Source organism: Sorangium sp. So ce128 (assembly GCF_051525245.1).
Taxonomy (GTDB): Bacteria; Myxococcota_A; Polyangia; order Polyangiales; family Polyangiaceae; genus Sorangium; species Sorangium cellulosum_B.
Genome location: NZ_CP150313.1, coordinates 11,686,597 through 11,702,487, shown reverse-complemented (window position 1 = coordinate 11,702,487; position 15,891 = coordinate 11,686,597). Strand labels below are relative to the sequence as shown.

At 67.0% G+C, this 15,891-nt stretch carries 15 protein-coding genes; 5 read left to right on the top strand and 10 right to left on the bottom strand.

The window, feature by feature from the left end; genetic code table 11:
* Positions 1 to 4: 4 nt before the first annotated feature.
* The 3 genes from WME82_RS44420 to WME82_RS44410 all read right to left on the bottom strand — a co-directional run bounded on the left by WME82_RS44420 (position 5) and on the right by WME82_RS44410 (position 2,074).
* On the bottom strand, positions 5 to 925 hold the full coding sequence (locus tag WME82_RS44420) for a DUF7227 family protein (RefSeq protein ID WP_438040256.1): 921 nt from the start codon (positions 923 to 925) through the stop codon (positions 5 to 7).
* Entirely contained in the window at positions 922 to 1,194 is a 273-nt protein-coding gene (locus WME82_RS44415; protein WP_438040255.1) for a hypothetical protein, read from the bottom strand. The genes WME82_RS44420 and WME82_RS44415 overlap by 4 nt, the downstream gene beginning before the upstream one ends.
* Positions 1,195 to 1,285: 91 nt before the next feature.
* Positions 1,286 to 2,074 (bottom strand): hypothetical protein, encoded by a 789-nt coding sequence (locus tag WME82_RS44410; protein WP_438040254.1) that lies wholly within the window; start codon positions 2,072 to 2,074, stop codon positions 1,286 to 1,288.
* A gap of 329 nt (positions 2,075 to 2,403) precedes the next feature.
* On the opposite strand from WME82_RS44410, the gene WME82_RS44405 reads away from it, so the two are divergent.
* The 4 genes from WME82_RS44405 to WME82_RS44390 all read left to right on the top strand — a co-directional run bounded on the left by WME82_RS44405 (position 2,404) and on the right by WME82_RS44390 (position 4,544).
* Entirely contained in the window at positions 2,404 to 2,826 is a 423-nt protein-coding gene (locus tag WME82_RS44405; RefSeq protein ID WP_438040253.1) for a hypothetical protein, read from the top strand.
* Between the two features lie 248 nt (positions 2,827 to 3,074).
* Positions 3,075 to 3,524, top strand: coding sequence for a hypothetical protein (locus tag WME82_RS44400; protein ID WP_438040252.1), 450 nt, complete (start codon positions 3,075 to 3,077; stop codon positions 3,522 to 3,524).
* Positions 3,514 to 4,014: a hypothetical protein gene (locus WME82_RS44395; RefSeq protein ID WP_438040251.1), complete on the top strand. Its 501-nt coding sequence runs from the start codon at positions 3,514 to 3,516 to the stop codon at positions 4,012 to 4,014. Before WME82_RS44400 ends, WME82_RS44395 begins: the two co-directional genes overlap by 11 nt.
* A gap of 158 nt (positions 4,015 to 4,172) precedes the next feature.
* Positions 4,173 to 4,544, top strand: a complete 372-nt coding sequence (locus tag WME82_RS44390) for a hypothetical protein (protein WP_438040250.1) — start codon at positions 4,173 to 4,175, stop codon at positions 4,542 to 4,544.
* Between the two features lie 600 nt (positions 4,545 to 5,144).
* On the opposite strand, the gene WME82_RS44385 is transcribed toward WME82_RS44390, so the two are convergent.
* Entirely contained in the window at positions 5,145 to 5,303 is a 159-nt protein-coding gene (locus WME82_RS44385) for a hypothetical protein (protein ID WP_438040249.1), read from the bottom strand.
* Positions 5,304 to 5,524: 221 nt separating this feature from the next.
* Positions 5,525 to 6,301 carry a DUF5131 family protein gene (locus WME82_RS44380; RefSeq protein ID WP_438040248.1) on the bottom strand — a complete coding sequence of 259 codons (777 nt, stop codon included), beginning with the start codon at positions 6,299 to 6,301 and terminating at the stop codon, positions 5,525 to 5,527.
* A gap of 81 nt (positions 6,302 to 6,382) precedes the next feature.
* On the opposite strand from WME82_RS44380, the gene tcmP reads away from it, so the two are divergent.
* On the top strand, positions 6,383 to 7,537 hold the full coding sequence (gene tcmP, locus WME82_RS44375) for a three-Cys-motif partner protein TcmP (RefSeq protein ID WP_438040247.1): 1,155 nt from the start codon (positions 6,383 to 6,385) through the stop codon (positions 7,535 to 7,537).
* Positions 7,538 to 8,138: 601 nt separating this feature from the next.
* On the opposite strand, the gene WME82_RS44370 is transcribed toward tcmP, so the two are convergent.
* From WME82_RS44370 to WME82_RS44350, 5 genes are all read right to left on the bottom strand, one after another.
* The gene (locus WME82_RS44370; RefSeq protein WP_438039071.1) at positions 8,139 to 9,728 is read right to left on the bottom strand and encodes an IS1182 family transposase; all 1,590 of its coding nucleotides are present in this window, start codon (positions 9,726 to 9,728) and stop codon (positions 8,139 to 8,141) included.
* 380 nt (positions 9,729 to 10,108) lie between these two features.
* Positions 10,109 to 10,699, bottom strand: coding sequence for a hypothetical protein (locus tag WME82_RS44365; protein WP_438040246.1), 591 nt, complete (start codon positions 10,697 to 10,699; stop codon positions 10,109 to 10,111).
* Between the two features lie 64 nt (positions 10,700 to 10,763).
* Positions 10,764 to 12,770, bottom strand: coding sequence for a DNA polymerase (locus WME82_RS44360; protein ID WP_438040245.1), 2,007 nt, complete (start codon positions 12,768 to 12,770; stop codon positions 10,764 to 10,766).
* Positions 12,767 to 15,631: a hypothetical protein gene (locus WME82_RS44355; protein WP_438040244.1), complete on the bottom strand. Its 2,865-nt coding sequence runs from the start codon at positions 15,629 to 15,631 to the stop codon at positions 12,767 to 12,769. Before WME82_RS44355 ends, WME82_RS44360 begins: the two co-directional genes overlap by 4 nt.
* The gene (locus WME82_RS44350; RefSeq protein WP_438040243.1) at positions 15,628 to 15,873 is read right to left on the bottom strand and encodes a helix-turn-helix domain-containing protein; all 246 of its coding nucleotides are present in this window, start codon (positions 15,871 to 15,873) and stop codon (positions 15,628 to 15,630) included. Before WME82_RS44350 ends, WME82_RS44355 begins: the two co-directional genes overlap by 4 nt.
* Between the last annotated feature and the right edge of the window lie 18 nt (positions 15,874 to 15,891).

Genomic DNA, 15,891 nt, shown 5'->3' with positions numbered 1-15,891 from the left:
TCGCTCACCGTCCTCGGGATTGATCGGCACCCGGCCGCTCGACGACGAGCACGCGCTGCTGGACGAGAGCCTCGCGCACTGGGCGAGCAGTCGGCCCGTGCGCCTCGAACGCGACGGCGAGGTTCCGCCTGGCCAGCTTGTCAGCGTCGAGGCACAACCTACACTCCACGCACGTCTTGCCCCTCCCCTCAGCGGGGCACGAGACGATCTTCGCGTTCGACTCCGGCAGCGAGAACGCCTCGTCGGAGGGGAGCTCATCGACGACGATCGTGGCCGCGTAGCCCCCTGCAGGCGCGACCTCGACGCCTTCCGGCTGCTCCACCGATGCGAGCACCGAGACCGAACCCCACGCCTCGCGCGGCACCTCGCGCCAGGCGTGGGTGAACGACCAGACAGCGCTGCCGCCGCGGTCTCGCCAGCGCCTAGCAGCACCGGCAAGGAGCTGAGCCGCCAGAGCGGAGCCGACGTCGCCCCCCGCATGCAGCCGGAGGTCGCGACCGCCCCGCGCACCGTCTTCGGTGACGCGTCGATTGTTGAAGGCGGCGTCAACAAGGCGAACCCCTTCCGCGATGACCTGGTCCGCCGTCAGGCTACGCGCAGCCGCGTCGAGCTCCCGGGCCTTGAAGCGGGTGAAGCCGGCCTTGGCGAAGCAGCCGCCGCTCCTGAAGGGACAGGCGTCGCTGCACGCGACCGCGATGGCTACGTCGGTCGTCGGCACGAACGCGCGTTGCGCACGCGGATGCGGACGGCTCCCGGTCGGCAGGCGCTCGACGGGAGCGAGCTTCCGGTGGTGGCCCATGGGCACGAACCGAACGGCACCGGTGGCGAGCAGCGGCGCAGCACTCTCCGAGCTGGTGGTGAGGATGGGCAGGTGCGTGGCGACACACCGCGCGGTCGTTGCGAGCGGCTGGACGTGCTCGCTCACGTCGCGCCTTCCCCTCGTGACAGATCGCGGTGTGAGCTGGTGACGGTGCTGCTCTCGAGGCTCGCGCGGAGCTTCGGCGAAGCCAGGCCGCCGCGCACGAGCGCGATGGTGCCGCGACGGACGCCGAGACCGGCGAGAGCCCGGCCCAGCGCCTGGCGCGACACGTTGAGCTCGGCCAGGAGAGCGCGCTCGCCGAGCTTCTCGATGAGGTCGTACAGCGCACGCCGTTCCTCGGCCGAAAGGCCGATATCTTTTGCCCCTTGGCTCATGCTCTCGAAGCTAGCGATCGGGGGTTCGCGAGCTACGGAACACTACACGTGGCGCACTGTTCCGAGCTTACCCCCGCAGATCCCGGCCGGCTTACTCCGGCACATCGCCCGCGCCGTCATCTCCGTCAGACGTGGTCGCGCTCGCGTAACCTGAGCCCACCTTCTTCAAACGTAGCGGCGCCCGTTCCGCTGCCCTCGCCATCCGTCGCAGCTCCTGCTCGATCGCATCGCTGACGGTCATGTCGCGCTTGAAGTCGACCTCCTCACCGTCGGTCGTCAGGATGCTCAGGATCGCGAGCTCGCGGTTCGAGAGCTTCCGGCCGTAGGGGAGATCTTGGGGCAGCTTCGCGAACGCGTTCGGCGTGGCGAAGTTCATGGTCCAGGCGAGCCAGTGCCGCCTGTCGGCCGGCCGCTCGTAGTCCTCCCGGACATCGTTCACGAGCGACTCGAGGAAGCGGCGGCGCTGCGTCACGAGCTTGTGCAGCCTGTAGGCGTAGAAGAGCCCGTTGTCCGGCCGTCTCAACTCGAGCCCACGGCTCTCGAAGAACTCCAGGGCCTTGGCCGCGGCCTTCCGGAACTCGTACATCACGCGCCAGGCTTCTGCCTCGACCCTCCATCGCTGCGTGAGAGCTTCAACCCGGGCCATGCGATCGGGGCTCCAGACATGGCCGAACGCCTTCTCGTACTCCTTCGTGCACTGCGGGAGGAGCTGCGCGAGGAGCTTCTCCTTGGTGGAGAACCGCTCCCGCCTGTTCTTCCCTGTGGATGGCTTCCGCTTCATCGTGACCGAGCCGTAGCTTACGCGCCGCCGGCCCTTCATGGATGCCGTTCGGTCGTCGGACTCGTAGACCTTGCGAGCTGCGCTGCCGCGCACAGGCATGGCACGATCCGGGGCTCCAGTGAGCGCAAGCTTGTCGCGCTCAGGGTAGCGTAAGAGAGGCTCGACACCGGCCACCGTCTAGGCCCGTTCATGCACACCGTTCGGTCCGAACAACGCGGGGCGGGGGTGCGGCAAGTAATTCAAGGACGTGAAGGACGACCTGACGATTCAGCCGTGAAAACAAGGCGGCTTCAGAACACCGCTGGCCCATCTCGTTGTCGGTGCCGCCGCAGTGATCCAGGGGGGCTTCTCTTTCGACGGAACATTGTGGCCGAATGACATCGGCTGAAGCTGTCAGCTGAGGCGGCTTCCACGAAAGAGGCGTGACGATGGAACAGATCGAGACCAGGACTCCCACCGCGGGCACGACGATCCCGCTCGCGGCGTATGACCGATCGCTCACCAAGGCTGCCGAGCTGGCGACCGGCCCGCACGCACTCACCGATGCGACGGCGAGGATGAACGCGAGCGGAGACGCCGCTCTCACCGAGGCCGTGGCAAGGATGAACGCCAGCGGAGGCGGCTCGCTCGCCGAGGCGTTCGAGAGATGCCGTGCGGCGCCTCCGAGCCGCATGGAGCACGGTGTGAAGGCCGCGGTCGCGCCCGCTGCTCCTCCGAGCCCGCCGGCGCCGATCACACCGACTTCTCCTGCACTCGATCCGAGGGCGCTCGAGATCCTCCGCAAATGCGCTGACGCGGCCGAGCGGGTCCACCGTACGGGGCGCTACGCCGCGGCTGTCCAGGCGTCCTGAGCAGGATCACCTCTCGAGTACCGAGCTGCGGGGCGCGTCATGCCGATGCCTCCGCAGCGAGGGCGCTTCGACCCGATGACCGACGATCTCAGGCAAGGCCCGCGAGGATCATCACAATGAGCCAGACGCTACCGCCGAACAGGCGCCGCGGAACCCAGGGCGCATCACGCTCGAAGTTGGAACCTTCCGAGCGCGGGCAGCAGGGTCGGCTTGATCCGGCTCTCGAAGCCTTGCTCTCGAGCCGTGCGGTGCCCAACCATGCGGCCAGCGGTCCGGGGAACATGCCCGGCGTCGCCGCCCATGGCGAGCCCACTGCGAGCACCGCCTCGGGGCGAACGCCGGCTACGATCTCGCCCGCTGCCGATCCTTTCGCCCAGCGCCGGGACGAGGTCAGGGCGCTCTTGCTCGCCTCGGCCCCACGCCCAAGCGCCGCCGAGACGCTCCTGTACGACGTCGCCAGCCGCGAGCTCGCGATCTACGTCGAGCTGTCCGAGGCGCAGGAGCAGCTGGCACGTGAGCTCCGCGAAGCCGTGAGCGGCGACGTGCGCGGGGTGCTTGCCATCAGCAAGGTGCTCCGCGAGGTCACCCAGGTCGCAGGTGCCATCGGACGCCGTGTCGAGCACGTGCTGACGACCGCCACCTCCCTCCGAGCCCAGCGCAGGTTCCTCGAGCTTCAAGGGGGGCGCGATGAGACTTGATGCGCCCCTTGCCCGACTTGGCGAACTGCGGATCGAGGACGTGCGGCGCGTGCTGGGTGACCAGATCTGGAAGATCAACCACGTCGACGTCTGCGTCCTGGCACCGCCGGGAGGCGTACCGGCAGCGCAGCGGGTGTCGCTCGGGCGCAAGAAGAGCGGCCGTGGTGATCACCTCGCGGTGCTGTGCCCTTCCTGTGGCCGGCCAAAAGAGATCCTCTACGCTAACGGCCACGGCGGGCTCAGCTGCTCCATCTGCTCGCGGAGGCGGACCCGGGAGCAGCGGGAGGTACGTATGACCGCGTGGAAGCTGGGCGGACGGGAAGAGGATCGTCTCCTGCGACTGCTTCAACGTGACGGCCTCCTCTCGGCCGGACTGGATCTTGCTCGCGCGCTCGCCGAGGAGATCGTGCGCGGTGACCGCGATCGGTTCGATGCGCTCCGCCCACGGATCGAGGCGGCCTTGAAGTTCCGGGAGGTACGAGGCCGATGACGATGACGCCCGAGACCACCACCGAGAGCAGCCCGTCCGAGGCCACCCCGAGCTCGACAGAAAACTCCCGGGCAAGGGCGCCGTCACCGCGCCGACGCCATGATCAATCGAAGGTGAGCGGGCGTGCGCAAAGGACCACGTCGGTGAAGGCGTTGCTCGTGGAGATCGAGCGGCTTCAGCACCGGGTCGTCGTGCTCGACGAGCTGGCCGAGCAGGCGCAGACGCTGTTCATCGGCGACGGCGAGATCCCGCCGAAGTACCTCGTCGGAGCCGAAGGCGGCATCGCCGTCGCGGTACGCATCGAGGTGGTCGAGATGATCCAGGCGGAGCTCCGGCGCGCTGGAGATCGCGCGCGTGAGCAGCTGGAGCGCCGTCTGGCGGCCACGCTCTCCGCGCCGGAAAGTGAACCGGTGCCGTCTATCCACGAGGGCATCCCCGCGGGCGAATACAGTCCGGAGGACGAGGGGATCCTGGCGCAGCTCATGTCGCGTCTCGTATCGAACCGAGTGGCGATCGCGCGACCGCGGTGATCGGTTCGACGAACACCAAAGGGGGGCCCTCCGACAGCCAGCTCTTCGGCTCCCGCTGCACACCGGTGCGCTTCGGGGCTAAGGCTCGCCCGCAGATCGTCACGACGTCGCGAATTACCCTGCCGACCGCGCCCGAGTTGCACCGGCCGCGTCCCCCCGACGAGCTCAGGGCATAGTCGTTCTCCCCGTACCTCTTCACACGGGTAGAGCTCTGCCCATGTTGGTCGAGAGCATCACTGGGCCCCGGTCGTCATCGATCGGGCATCCCAATGACTCGTCCCCTTCATCGACCCGGGAGCCGTTCTTTTGCCCATCTGTTCCCGTCCGCAATACGACACACCGCCGTCAACCATCACCGACGTGTCATTCCAGGCCCGCCGCCCGGCGAAGCCTGTGGAGGTCCCAGGACATATGAATCCTGATCGTTCTCGAGGGCTTGTGATCGCAGCTACTGGCGAGTTGAAGGTGGTTCTTCCCTCCCCCGGCGTACACCATTGGACTTCACGCCCGGAGTGCCGAACAGGGTCTGCGCCGTCATATCGTCGCGGGGGGTAGAAGAAGAGCGAACGGTCGCCTCTCTTCTCCCCCACGCCGGCCGGATCACGCCACCGGGCACAGCGCCTCGATCGTAATCCTGCTGCACCGATCCAGGGGCTCGTGTAACCAGTCCTGGTACCGAACGAGGAAGTCGGGCAGATCGCGTTCGCCATTGATCCACCGCGAGGCGAGCACCTGCTGTTCCTCGACGCCACGGTGCATAGGCGTTGATCATCTTCTGCTCGAGGCAGGCGACCACCTCGTCGGGCACGCCGTCGGCAGCGTAGAGCTTCTTGTAGAAGTTGAGCCGGCGCAGCTCGAGCAGACACTGGTCCTCCGCTGTGAGCTCGTCGAGCCAGGCCGTCAAGTTGATGGCGGAAACGATTCGGCGCGTGGGATTATTGCTGATGGCCTCGGCGAGGTGCCGCGCCGGATGCGCCGCCCTACACGCCGACGGGAAGATGAACGCGCCGTTCGCCGCGCGCTTCTGCTGGTTGCCCGGCGCCCCGGATGATCTTCGGCATCTCGTCCCACGTCCGACCGTCGAGCACCCGTCCCGTCCGCGACTTCATCACCCCGCCCCACTGCTTGAAGAAGAACGGCACTCCGTCGCGCCGACACTGGTCCCGGATCGAGCGCACCCACTCCGGCGCCATCGGCCGTGCTCGGTGCCCGCTCTCTCCCCCGACGATGACCCAGTGGATCCCCGCGAGCGGTAGGCCGTCGATCGGCCCAAGCAACGGCTCCACGCTGAGGAACCGGATGCCGGCGCGCACACGCCGCAAGTGCTCGATGCGCCACGTGTAGGCGGCAGTCTCCACGCTCACCCCGAGCCAGATGTTCGGCGCGAGCTCGAGCTGCGGGGCGAGCTCTTCGAGGCGCTCGGCCCTCTTCGTCAGCACCTGGAACTGGTGCTGCTTCGCGGCACGCATCACCGAGAACACCTTCTTAATGTAGTCGAGCGGGATGTCCTCGTGGAACAGATCGGACATACTGTTCACGAAGACGAACCGGCCCCGCTTCCAGCGGAGCGGCAGCTCAAGCGCTTCGGGCACGAGGCGCAGGTCGAAGCCCTGCTCGAAGGGGTGACCGGGCACCCCCCGAAACCGCTCCGCGAAGGTCTCGGCGTAGCAGTGCTTGCAGCCCGGTGAGATCTTCGTGCACCCTCGCACCGGGTTCCACGTCGCGTCCGTCCACTCGATCGCGCTCTGGTCACTCATAGTCCGCTCATCTGGGCACGCGTGCAGTATCCTAGGGCAAGGACGGGCTGACCGAAAGGGGGCCCGAGCACAGGGGGAGCAGTGCAAGTTCCCGCGCAGTACCAGGGCCGAGAGCAGAGCTACCTCAAGCACCGCGTCCTCAAGGAGTACCTCCTTGCCTGGGGACACAAGCTCGGCTCGCTCGCGCAGCACCGCCGCGTCCGCCTCTGCTACGTCGACGGCTTCGCGGGGCCGTGGCAGGCGAACGACGCTGCCCTCGCCGACACGTCGATCGCCATCGGCCTCGATGCCCTCGAAGCGGCGGCCTCCACGTGGCACGACAAGGGCTACCCGATCGACGTCGACGCCTACTTCGTCGAGAAAGATCCGCACGCGTTCGCCAACCTCCAGCGCTTCATCGAGGGGCGCACGGGGCGTGTCCGTACGCAGGCGTTCCCCGGCGAGTTCGGCACGCACGTCGGCAACATCCGACGGCTCCTTGACGGAGACCCGGGCTTCATCTTCGTCGACCCCACGGGGTGGAAGGGCGCGGCGATGCGCTTCATCGCGCCGCTGCTCGCAGACTCGCGGCAGCGCGACGTACTCGTGAACGTGATGTTCGATCACATCAACCGGTTCAAGGACGACCCGCGGCACTTCCTGCGCGAGCAGATGCGCGAGTTCTTCGGGCTCGCGGACCGCGACATGCCGGCGGCCCTCAGCGAGGAGGAGCTCTTCGCGCTCTACCGTCGCCAGCTCAAGGAGCAGTGCGGAGTAGAGTACGCCGCGGATCTTGCGATCCCCCATCCGACCGTGGAGCGGACGAAGTTTCGCCTCGTCGTCGGCGGCAACAGCCCCGCGGTCCTGGAGGTCTTCCGCGACGCCGAGCGGAAGGTGATCGGCGCCGAGGCGGCGAGCGTTCGCGATCAGGCAGCGCTGCGAGCCAAGGAAGAGAAGACCGGACAGCTCACGCTGCTCGCCGCGCCGCCGGCTACGGACTCGCGCTACGAATCGCTGCATGCCCGCGCTCTCGCGCAGGCGCCGCGTGATGTTCTCGCCCGGCTTGCGACGAAGAATTCGCTCGAGTTCCGGAAGTTGTGGCCCGAGCTGCTCGAAGCGCACCACGTCACGAGGCCCGAGCTCGGGAAGCTCGTCTGGAAGATGTACAAGGAAGGGACAATTCGGATCTTGAACTTGAAACCGGACGAGCGAAGCGTGAAGGACGATCATGTGCTCGCCACACGTACGTCCGTATAAATCCTAAGTGACAGGCAACCCGCGACCACAAGTTCAACACTGGCATCGGCCGGTCGCGCTGGAGCCCGGTGCTTGCGGAGTGGGGTAGATGTACACGCCTGCCGTGGACAGCTGACCGGCTGGAGTGCGTCTGGTCGGCCTGCAAGGCAGTCGATGGGCGCTAAGGGGTGTCCATCATGTACACCCCTTTGGTGTGCAGGCAGCCCAGCTGCAGCGGGGCGCGCTCGACCGCCAGGGTACACAGGGTTGCCAAGGGGCGTGCATGATGCACTCCCCTTTAGCGTGCGGGCAGCCCAGCTTCACCGAAGTGCGCTCGACCCCGCGATAAGCGCGAGCCAGGACAACGGGATATGGATGACTTTGATCGGCTGGTCGAGATCGAGGATCGCGCGATCGCCTGCGTGCAGACCAGGGCAACCTGAGCGCGCCGAAGCCTGTGTCCTTCCGAAAGAGTAGTGAGACGACGCGTTCTCTTTCCAGCAGTTCAGGGCGTTCTCCTACCGAACTCTTCCCGTTTCCTATACGACACACCGCCGGCGCCCACCACCACGGGGGTACCCTAGAACGCCGAACATGTTGAAAATCGTCTAATTTCGATATGTTATGCAGCCTCCTGGATCAGCCGCTGGGCCGCCTCAAGATTCTGGATGGCTGCGGTGCGCCGGAGGTCGAACAGATTTCTCCTGGCGCCGATGTAGCGCGCGCAGTGTCCTTTCCGCGCCGCGATATGGGCGAGCGCATGCTCCACAGCTGTCCGCTGCCGGAGCACGGCGCGTCCTGCTCCGGTCTGCTGCAACTTCCGGAACTTGCCCTGCAGAGCTTCATCCTCGGCGATGGACACGGTCCGCCCTCGCCCCGAGGCAGCTTGCGTGCACTTGGCTCGGAGGGGGCACGCGCCACACTCCTCAGGATCAAACTCGACCGTATCGCCCGGTTCGAACACCTCGATCTGCCCCGCTGGACACGTGATTGTCTTGGCGCGCAGGTTGATCTTGAAGTCGCGCTTGCTGAATAGCTCCGGGCTGCGAGCCCGCTGCCCCCAAGGCTTCGAGAACACCTGGCCGCCCGCTCGGATCACGTCATCGACGACGGGACTGTTCACGTAGGCTCGATCGATGTGCAGCTCACCCAGGCGCAGCCCCTGATGCTGGATGTCCTTGGCGATCGGCGCGGCCCCCTCCTCTTCGGGCCGATTCGCCGGCGTGATCGCGCAGGCGACGATGACCGGAAGGTCAAGGTCGCGCGCGATATGTTCCTTGTAGCCGTCGAAGCGCTTCGAGCGGCTCTTGCGACCGTGGCGCATCTCGGCGTCTTCAATGGAGACACGGCGGTCAGGCGCAACGCCTTGCCGGATGCGAACGGTCCCATCCTCGGCTGTTTCCAGGTCCTGGTCTCGAACCTGTGTGACCGCGTCCAGATAGGTGCGAAGCGGCTGCTCGACGACGTCGTCCAGGTGGCGGTCGACCCACTGCTGCAGCGACGAGACCTGCCGCTCCAGGATCTGAATCGCTGCCGCCTTCTGTTTCGGGTCGCTCCAGTCCAGGTCGAGCCCGGCCTTGATACTGGGAGCCAGAAGCAGCGGGATGCCCGCCTTGCGGCAGATCTCCTCGGGCGGACGCTCCGTGATCTTCGACACGACGCGGACGATGCTGCGTGCAGCGTGGCCGAGCAGGTTGATCGTGTCCTCAACCCGCCCGGCCCCCGCTAAAGGGCGGCTATCGATGGCCACGCGCAGCGCCTTGGACACCGCACGCCTCTCGCCCTCCGTCATCGCGCCGGACCGAACAAGCGCTACGGTCCGCTCCAGCAGCATCCGGTCCATCTCGTGCGCGACCATCCGCTCTCGGAACGCCTGCAGCGCGCCCTGCGAGAACGGCGGCGTCGCCGCACCCAGGCAGCCGAGCACCATCTGCCAGCGCAGGTCGACAACGCACAACTCCACCGCCTCGGCATCCGATGCGCCGACGTAGCCTTGAAGCAGCGTGACCATGCACATCAGCGCCGGTGGATGCGGCGCCTCGCCTGCCCCCGTCGTCCGGTACATGCCCTCCAGCTGCTCCTGGAACGTCTCATCGAACAGCTCGTGCCGGTGCTGCCTGAGAAAGCCGAACAGTGCTCTCACGCGCGTCAGCCGCTTCATCAGCGCCTGCTCCTGCCGCGACAGCTCCACCGGCGGCGACCATCGTTCCATCCGTGCACCTCCGGACGCGGACGAGATCATGGCCCGACGAGACCGTCGAGCCTTGCATCGAAGCGACCAGAATTATCGCAAAATCAACCTGATCGGTCCTCTAGGGACACTGCCGAATCGATCTGCCTGGGCGGCAGCATGTTGGAGAAGACTGCTTTCCCCGCTAGCTCGGCGTACGATCGAGATGGGCGCCCGGTGGTTCTTCGCTCGCCGGGTCGGGGCGGGTCTCGTCGAACTTTCGTTGCTGCAGCAGACTCGCGGCCGTGGAGGATTGTGGAGACGTCTCCACTTTCTCGTACCGGACCACCTCCGTCCGAACGCGCGCTCGCGGGGCCACCAAGCCGGCCCGGTGACCCCGCGGCGTACACGTCGTCCTCCGCTCAGTTGATTCGGCCACTCACCCCGCCCTGCGTCGCCGCCACGCTCTTGCCCTCCTGAGGGCGTCGCGCTGGCGTGCAGGGTGCACCCTCCGCCGGCTTGCCATCGTACGACGCTGCCAGCGTGGCCGCGAGGAAGTCGAGGAACTCGACCACGGTCGTCTCGATGTTCGCGGCGCAGCAAAGCACGATACCCGCCGGCGCGTTGATGAGGCGCATGGACTTGTTGTCCTGGATCGTGACGCCGCGCTCGGTTTCAAGCGTCGGAGCAATCCGGAAGTGCCAGCTGGTGTCATCATGGGGCCAACCGGTATCGTCATGGGCGAAGAGGATGATGTACGTCTGCTCTGCAACGCGGCCGAGCCCGCCGTTGTAGACCGCGGTCCGAGGCGGGTAGGTGAACGGCTCGACACCATAGAGAGCCCCCCACTGCTCCGACTCGTACCCGAGCCCTTCGACGTTCTTGGTGAGGAACTTCTCAGCGCGCTTGATGCGGGCGAGCGCCGCACGGTAGTCGCGCTTCACCTTCTTCACGGTGGCGGTCGCGTCCTTGAGCACCTCGACATAGATATCTTCAAGAGATGAGATCTGCATTGGCTTGTTCTCCTTGAGCGAATTCGAAACTGGAGCGCTACGAGCGCTTGTCTGCTCGAGATTATCACCCGGCGTAGGTTGTTCTCACCTCCTCCTTGAGCTCACACGCGACGGGCAGCCCCGACAGGCCAGGCAACGTCGGAGGGACCGCTGACATGATCGTCTTCATGACATTCCCGGCTGCGATCCACGGGCAGGAGTCTTCGTGCCGTCGTGCGGCGGCACCAACACAGAGGCAGGCGCTGCACTCCACCACCACTTCGTCGTGGGCATGGAAGGCCACCCGGAGACCCGCCTGCTCGAGCTGCATCGCCTGGTGCACCATCAGATCGCGGGCGATGGCCTGCACGATGTTCTCGATGAGCACCTGGGGCGTGACCCGGGCACGGATCTGGCCGTCGAGGAATCGCCGCTGTCCCTGACCGCGCCCTCGCGACCGGACCGACGGATGGCACGTTGCCGACGGCGCGTACCAGAAGGCACGCTGTGGCCCACGCGGCCCGAACTCGTCCTCGGCAAGGACGGAGCGGTAGAACAGGGAGCGCCCCGTGGGCAGGCCGACTACGACCGTCGGTCCCGCCGCCGGCGGCTCGCGGCTCAGATGGATCGGGAAGGGCCCCGCGAGCGAGGCGAAGTGCTGATCGACCGCATGGGCGAAACGCCGGTGCATGGCATAACGTACGCCGCGGATACGCGGAAACATCTCCTGGTACGCGCCGAACATCCGCTTCACGAGCTCCGCATCGACGCCGGGCACGGCGGCGCGTACACGCTCGAGGAACTTGTCGAAGCCCATGCCGAAGCCGAGGCCAAGCACGGCCTCCTTGCCGAGCTGGCGCAGGTGGTCGTTCTCGCCGCCCTTGACGATCCTCACGCCCGGGAAGATCGGCTGCGCGAACCAGATGTAGACGTCGCTGCCCGGCATCGCGAACTGGTCGAGGAGCGCCTGCTCCCCCGCCACCCAGGCGACGACACGGGCCTCGATGTTGGAAAGGTCGGCCGCCCGGAAGGAGGAGCCCTCGGTCGGCACGATCAAGGTTCGCTCGCGGCCGAGCTCCGGGATCTTGGCGCTGTTCTTCGTCTTGAAGAGCGTGTGGATGTTGAGCTTGCCGGCGTCGCGCCCCCCCGCGGTGAACCTGCCGGTGTGCGCGCCGTAGTAGTGCGCGAAGTTGTAGATGCGGCCGCCCGGGATCTTGGCGTAGGCGCTCGCGCTCTGCGCGGCCTTGCGCAAGGTCTGAAGCCGCTGCCGAAGCGCGAGGAACCGCTGGGCCTCAGGGGCGTGCGCGATGGCATCGGCGCGGGTTGGATCGCGCTTGTCGAGGGACGTCAACTTGATGCCCCAGCGGCCCTCGAGAACGGCGAGGACCTTCTTGGTCTTCGACAAGTCGCTGGTATCGAAGTCGAAGCTCGACGCGAATTCGGCCAACGTCTCAGCGCGCAGGTTGGCGAGCTCCGTCGCAAACCCCGCCGCCTTTGTCATGTCGACGCGGAGACCGCGGAGATTGGCCGCGGCGGTCATGCTGTTGATCTCGAACTCGGCGGCGGGGTACTGCTCATCCGCGACAGCCCGGCTGAAGATGAAGCGCGCCAGGGCCGCGTCGGTCGCGCAGTACCGCAGCATCTTCTGCCGCAGAGCGGGGTCCAGCAGGCTCGCCTCGGTGAAGGGCGGCGCCTCGAGCTTGTTCTTGCCGAAGAACGCGGCCGCGTTGGCGAGGCCCGCCTGGATGCCCAGGAAGCGGGCGTAGCCGGTGGTGTCGAAATATCCCGAGAAGTCCAAACCACACCGCAGCCTGCAGACGAGACCGTCGAAGCCGACGTTGTGCGCGACGAGCCGCTGGCCCTCCTCGGCCGCTTTCCGCAAGACGGCCTGTGCCTGATCGAGGCCCGCGGACGAGGGGGCGCCCTTCCAATAAACGTGGGCGTCCCCTCGTCCGAGGGCGATCGCGACGCAGAGGACGTCGAAGCGCGGCTCGGTCAGGTACTCGAACGTGCTCATCTTCTTCAACGACAGATCGCCCGTCGTGACCGTCTCGAAGTCGACGAACACGCAGTCTTCGACGCGCGGCCTCACGGCGTGCCACCCTTCGCGCTACCCGGGCCCTCGGTGTTGAGGAGCTCGTCGTCGTTGAAGACCGTCGGCGTGTCGCTCGGCGGTGCATCGCTCGGCGCACGCGTGGTCGCCTGCGGCGCCGCGCTTGTATCCGCGGTGTTTGCCTGCGTCGTTGGAGTGGCCGGCGGCGGCGACGTGGCTTTTCCGGAAGAGAGGACCTGTTTTTCATAGTCCTCGACGGGGACGAGGATGAAGTTGCGGCTACAGCGCGTGAACTTCACGGCGTACTCGGCGTTGCCGATCTTGACCGCGAGATATGGCGCCTTGCCCGTCCGTACGGCGGCGTAACCGGATTCGCGGATGATGCGCATCGTGAGCGTCCTGGCCTTGTCGCCGAAGGTCGCGAACAGCTCACGATAGCCGGCGATGCCCTTCATCTGGTCGATGAAGAGCGACATCCTGTAGGAGGGGAGCGTCTTCATCTCCAGTGACTCCTTGACGCCGCGGGATATGGCCTTCTTCCTCTCGCGCTCGCCCTCCTCCTTTGCGCCTGGCGTCGCGACGAACTCCATCATCGCCTCAAAGATGTCGCTCAGATCCTGCCCCTGAACCTCCGGCAACACGGCATCGAGGAGGCGGGACAGGGCGACCGGAATCTGAAGGCGAGACCGGGTATCGGTCTGGCCCGAATACCACTCGGGCTTCTTCGACTCGATGAGGCGCTGCAGGTTGAGCAGCAGACCTGGGGCGGCCCGCTTCACCTCCTCGAGCACGGCGCCCTTCGAGATCGAGTCGTCCATGTCGGCGACCGAGATCATCACCGTCCGGCGGCTGATCTCGCGGCGGTCGGGCAGGTCCTCGGCGGAGTCGGCCACGATGACGAACGAGTTCGGGATACTGCGCTCGTTCTCGCGCATGCCGCGCGCGGTCAGCGTGCTGGTGCCGGCGACCTGAATGAGGGTCTCGACCATCCCGAGGCGCTTGCCGGCCTCCTTCGCACGGGCGTAGACGGCGCCCTGCGCGGCGGCGAACGAACGCTTCGTCTCCTGGTCGTTCGTGACGTTGATGTCAAAGCTGCCCCGCACCGGGTGGGGGCTCGTCGCCCCCCAGACCGCGGCGGCCATCTCGGCCAAGAAGTCTTTGCCGGCGCCCGGCGGGCCGATGAACCAGAAGATGCCGAGCTGCCCGCGGCCGATGTCGCGCAGGAGCGGAGCGGCGATGCAGGCGACGAACAGACGGACATCGTTCTCGGTGGCGAGCGGCAGACGGCCAGCACGGAAGAGGTCGAGGAAGAACTCGAGCGCCGGGATCTCCTTCGTGTTCGGGGGAAAGGTGAACGCTAGCGTTGCCGTGACAGCCTTCGTGCCAGCCTCGACCTCCCACGCGTCGTTCACGTAGGCAACAGGGAGGTCGTAGCGCGTAATGGCGGGGACACCGAGGACCCGGAGCGCCGAGCGCTGGCCCATCAGGCTCTTGTTCATCAAGGAGCTCGTGGTCGGGACCCACCCAGGCACGTACTCGCTGGTACCGTCCTTCTGCTCCTCCTCGACCAGGGCCCACGCCGCGGTCGACTGGCACTCATGCAGGTTCGACCTTGTGCTCGGCCCGCTCTCCTTGCAGTTCACGAAGTAACGCCGCCCGGCCGCGTCGTGGTACGCGAGGCGCTGCTCGACCTCGGAGAAGTACATGTGCACGGGGCCGAACGCGGGATCTCCGGCCAGGCGCTGCCGATAGATCGAGAGCACCCGGTCGACGGCCTCGGGGCTCTCCGCCTCGCGCAGGGCCTTGTCGTACATCCACGCCGTGAAAGCGGCGTGCCTCAGCGGCGCCGGCCGGTCACGGAGCTTGTGCTCGAAGAGCTGCTGCGCCGCCCAGGTGACCGGCAGGTCGCGCATCAAGTCGAACGAGGCATTGCCGGCCGCTGCCTCCCCGCCCGCGAGGAGCAGGAGGTCGCGCTCGGACCAGTGCTTCTTCCCTTCACCACCGTGCCCCCCGAGACAGGTGACGTGGACCCCACCGCCCTCGCACACGTTGACGTAGCAGCACTTCGAATCGTGCTCCTCGCTGACAGGGCACGCGGCATAGAGCGCGTGCCCCGGCTCGTCCGGGGCCGGGATGCCCGCCTGAGCGAGGAACTCGCGGATCTGCTCGCGGTCAGCGGGCGAAGGGCTCCAGGCCCCCAGCTGGCGCTGGAGGCGTCGCGGGAACGGGACGACCTCGACGACCGGTGCGAGCGCGACAGGGTTGGCGAGATGCGCGGTGAAGTTCACCGTTACTACCCCCGACGTCGTGGTCTTGAGGCACTTCGGCAGCCGCTGCCCCTGCGAGGGGTTCCAGCTCGCCGGATCGCCGCCCTCGAGCGCGAGGGTGAGCCGGAGGGCGATCTGCTCGAAGACGGAGGCAGCAGCCGCTGCCGCGAAGGCGTAGACGAGCTTGTAGCCGTTCAGGGTCCGGAAGTACGCCGTCGGCGTCGGGATGCCCGCGCGCTCGATCTCCGCGAGGACGTCGGTGGCCTGAACATCGACGTCCACGACGGCGCCGTGGATCGCCTCCGGCTGCGCGCTCTTGCTCGCCCGCCGCTGCACCCAGAACTGCACGTCGTGCAGACCCACGAGCATCGCCGCGTCGCCGACGTGGTTGAGCACCTCGGCGACGTGCCGGACCTGGACCTCCATGGGGAAGGCAATGTTGCTTTGCATGCAGGCGAACGAGACGACGACGGTCTGGACGGCCTCCTCGCTGCCGGCGCCGATGGCGAACGCGGACGAGACGCGGGCGATGATCTCCGCCAGCTCCTCGTCCTTACGATCGCGAGGCGGCGCGCTGCCGTCCTCGCCCGCAGCCAGCGCGGTTACCTCGGGCGTCGGAACCGGCGCAGTCACGACGCACCTCCCGTCGGGGGCTCGCTCTCCTTGCGGACCGGGGCCAGGCTGGTCGCGATGACCTGTTCCTCCTCGAGCCCGAGGTGGAACTTCAGCCGCTTCAGCTCGTCGCCATTGAGACGAATGTACCCGCGCTCCGCCCGGGAGAGGCGGGAGCGCTCGATGTTTGCACGCTGTCCGAGCTCATCGATCGAGAGACCGAGCTCGCGGCGGCGCGCACGAAGCATGTTGGTGGTGCCCATCGGCGCGTATCATGCGCA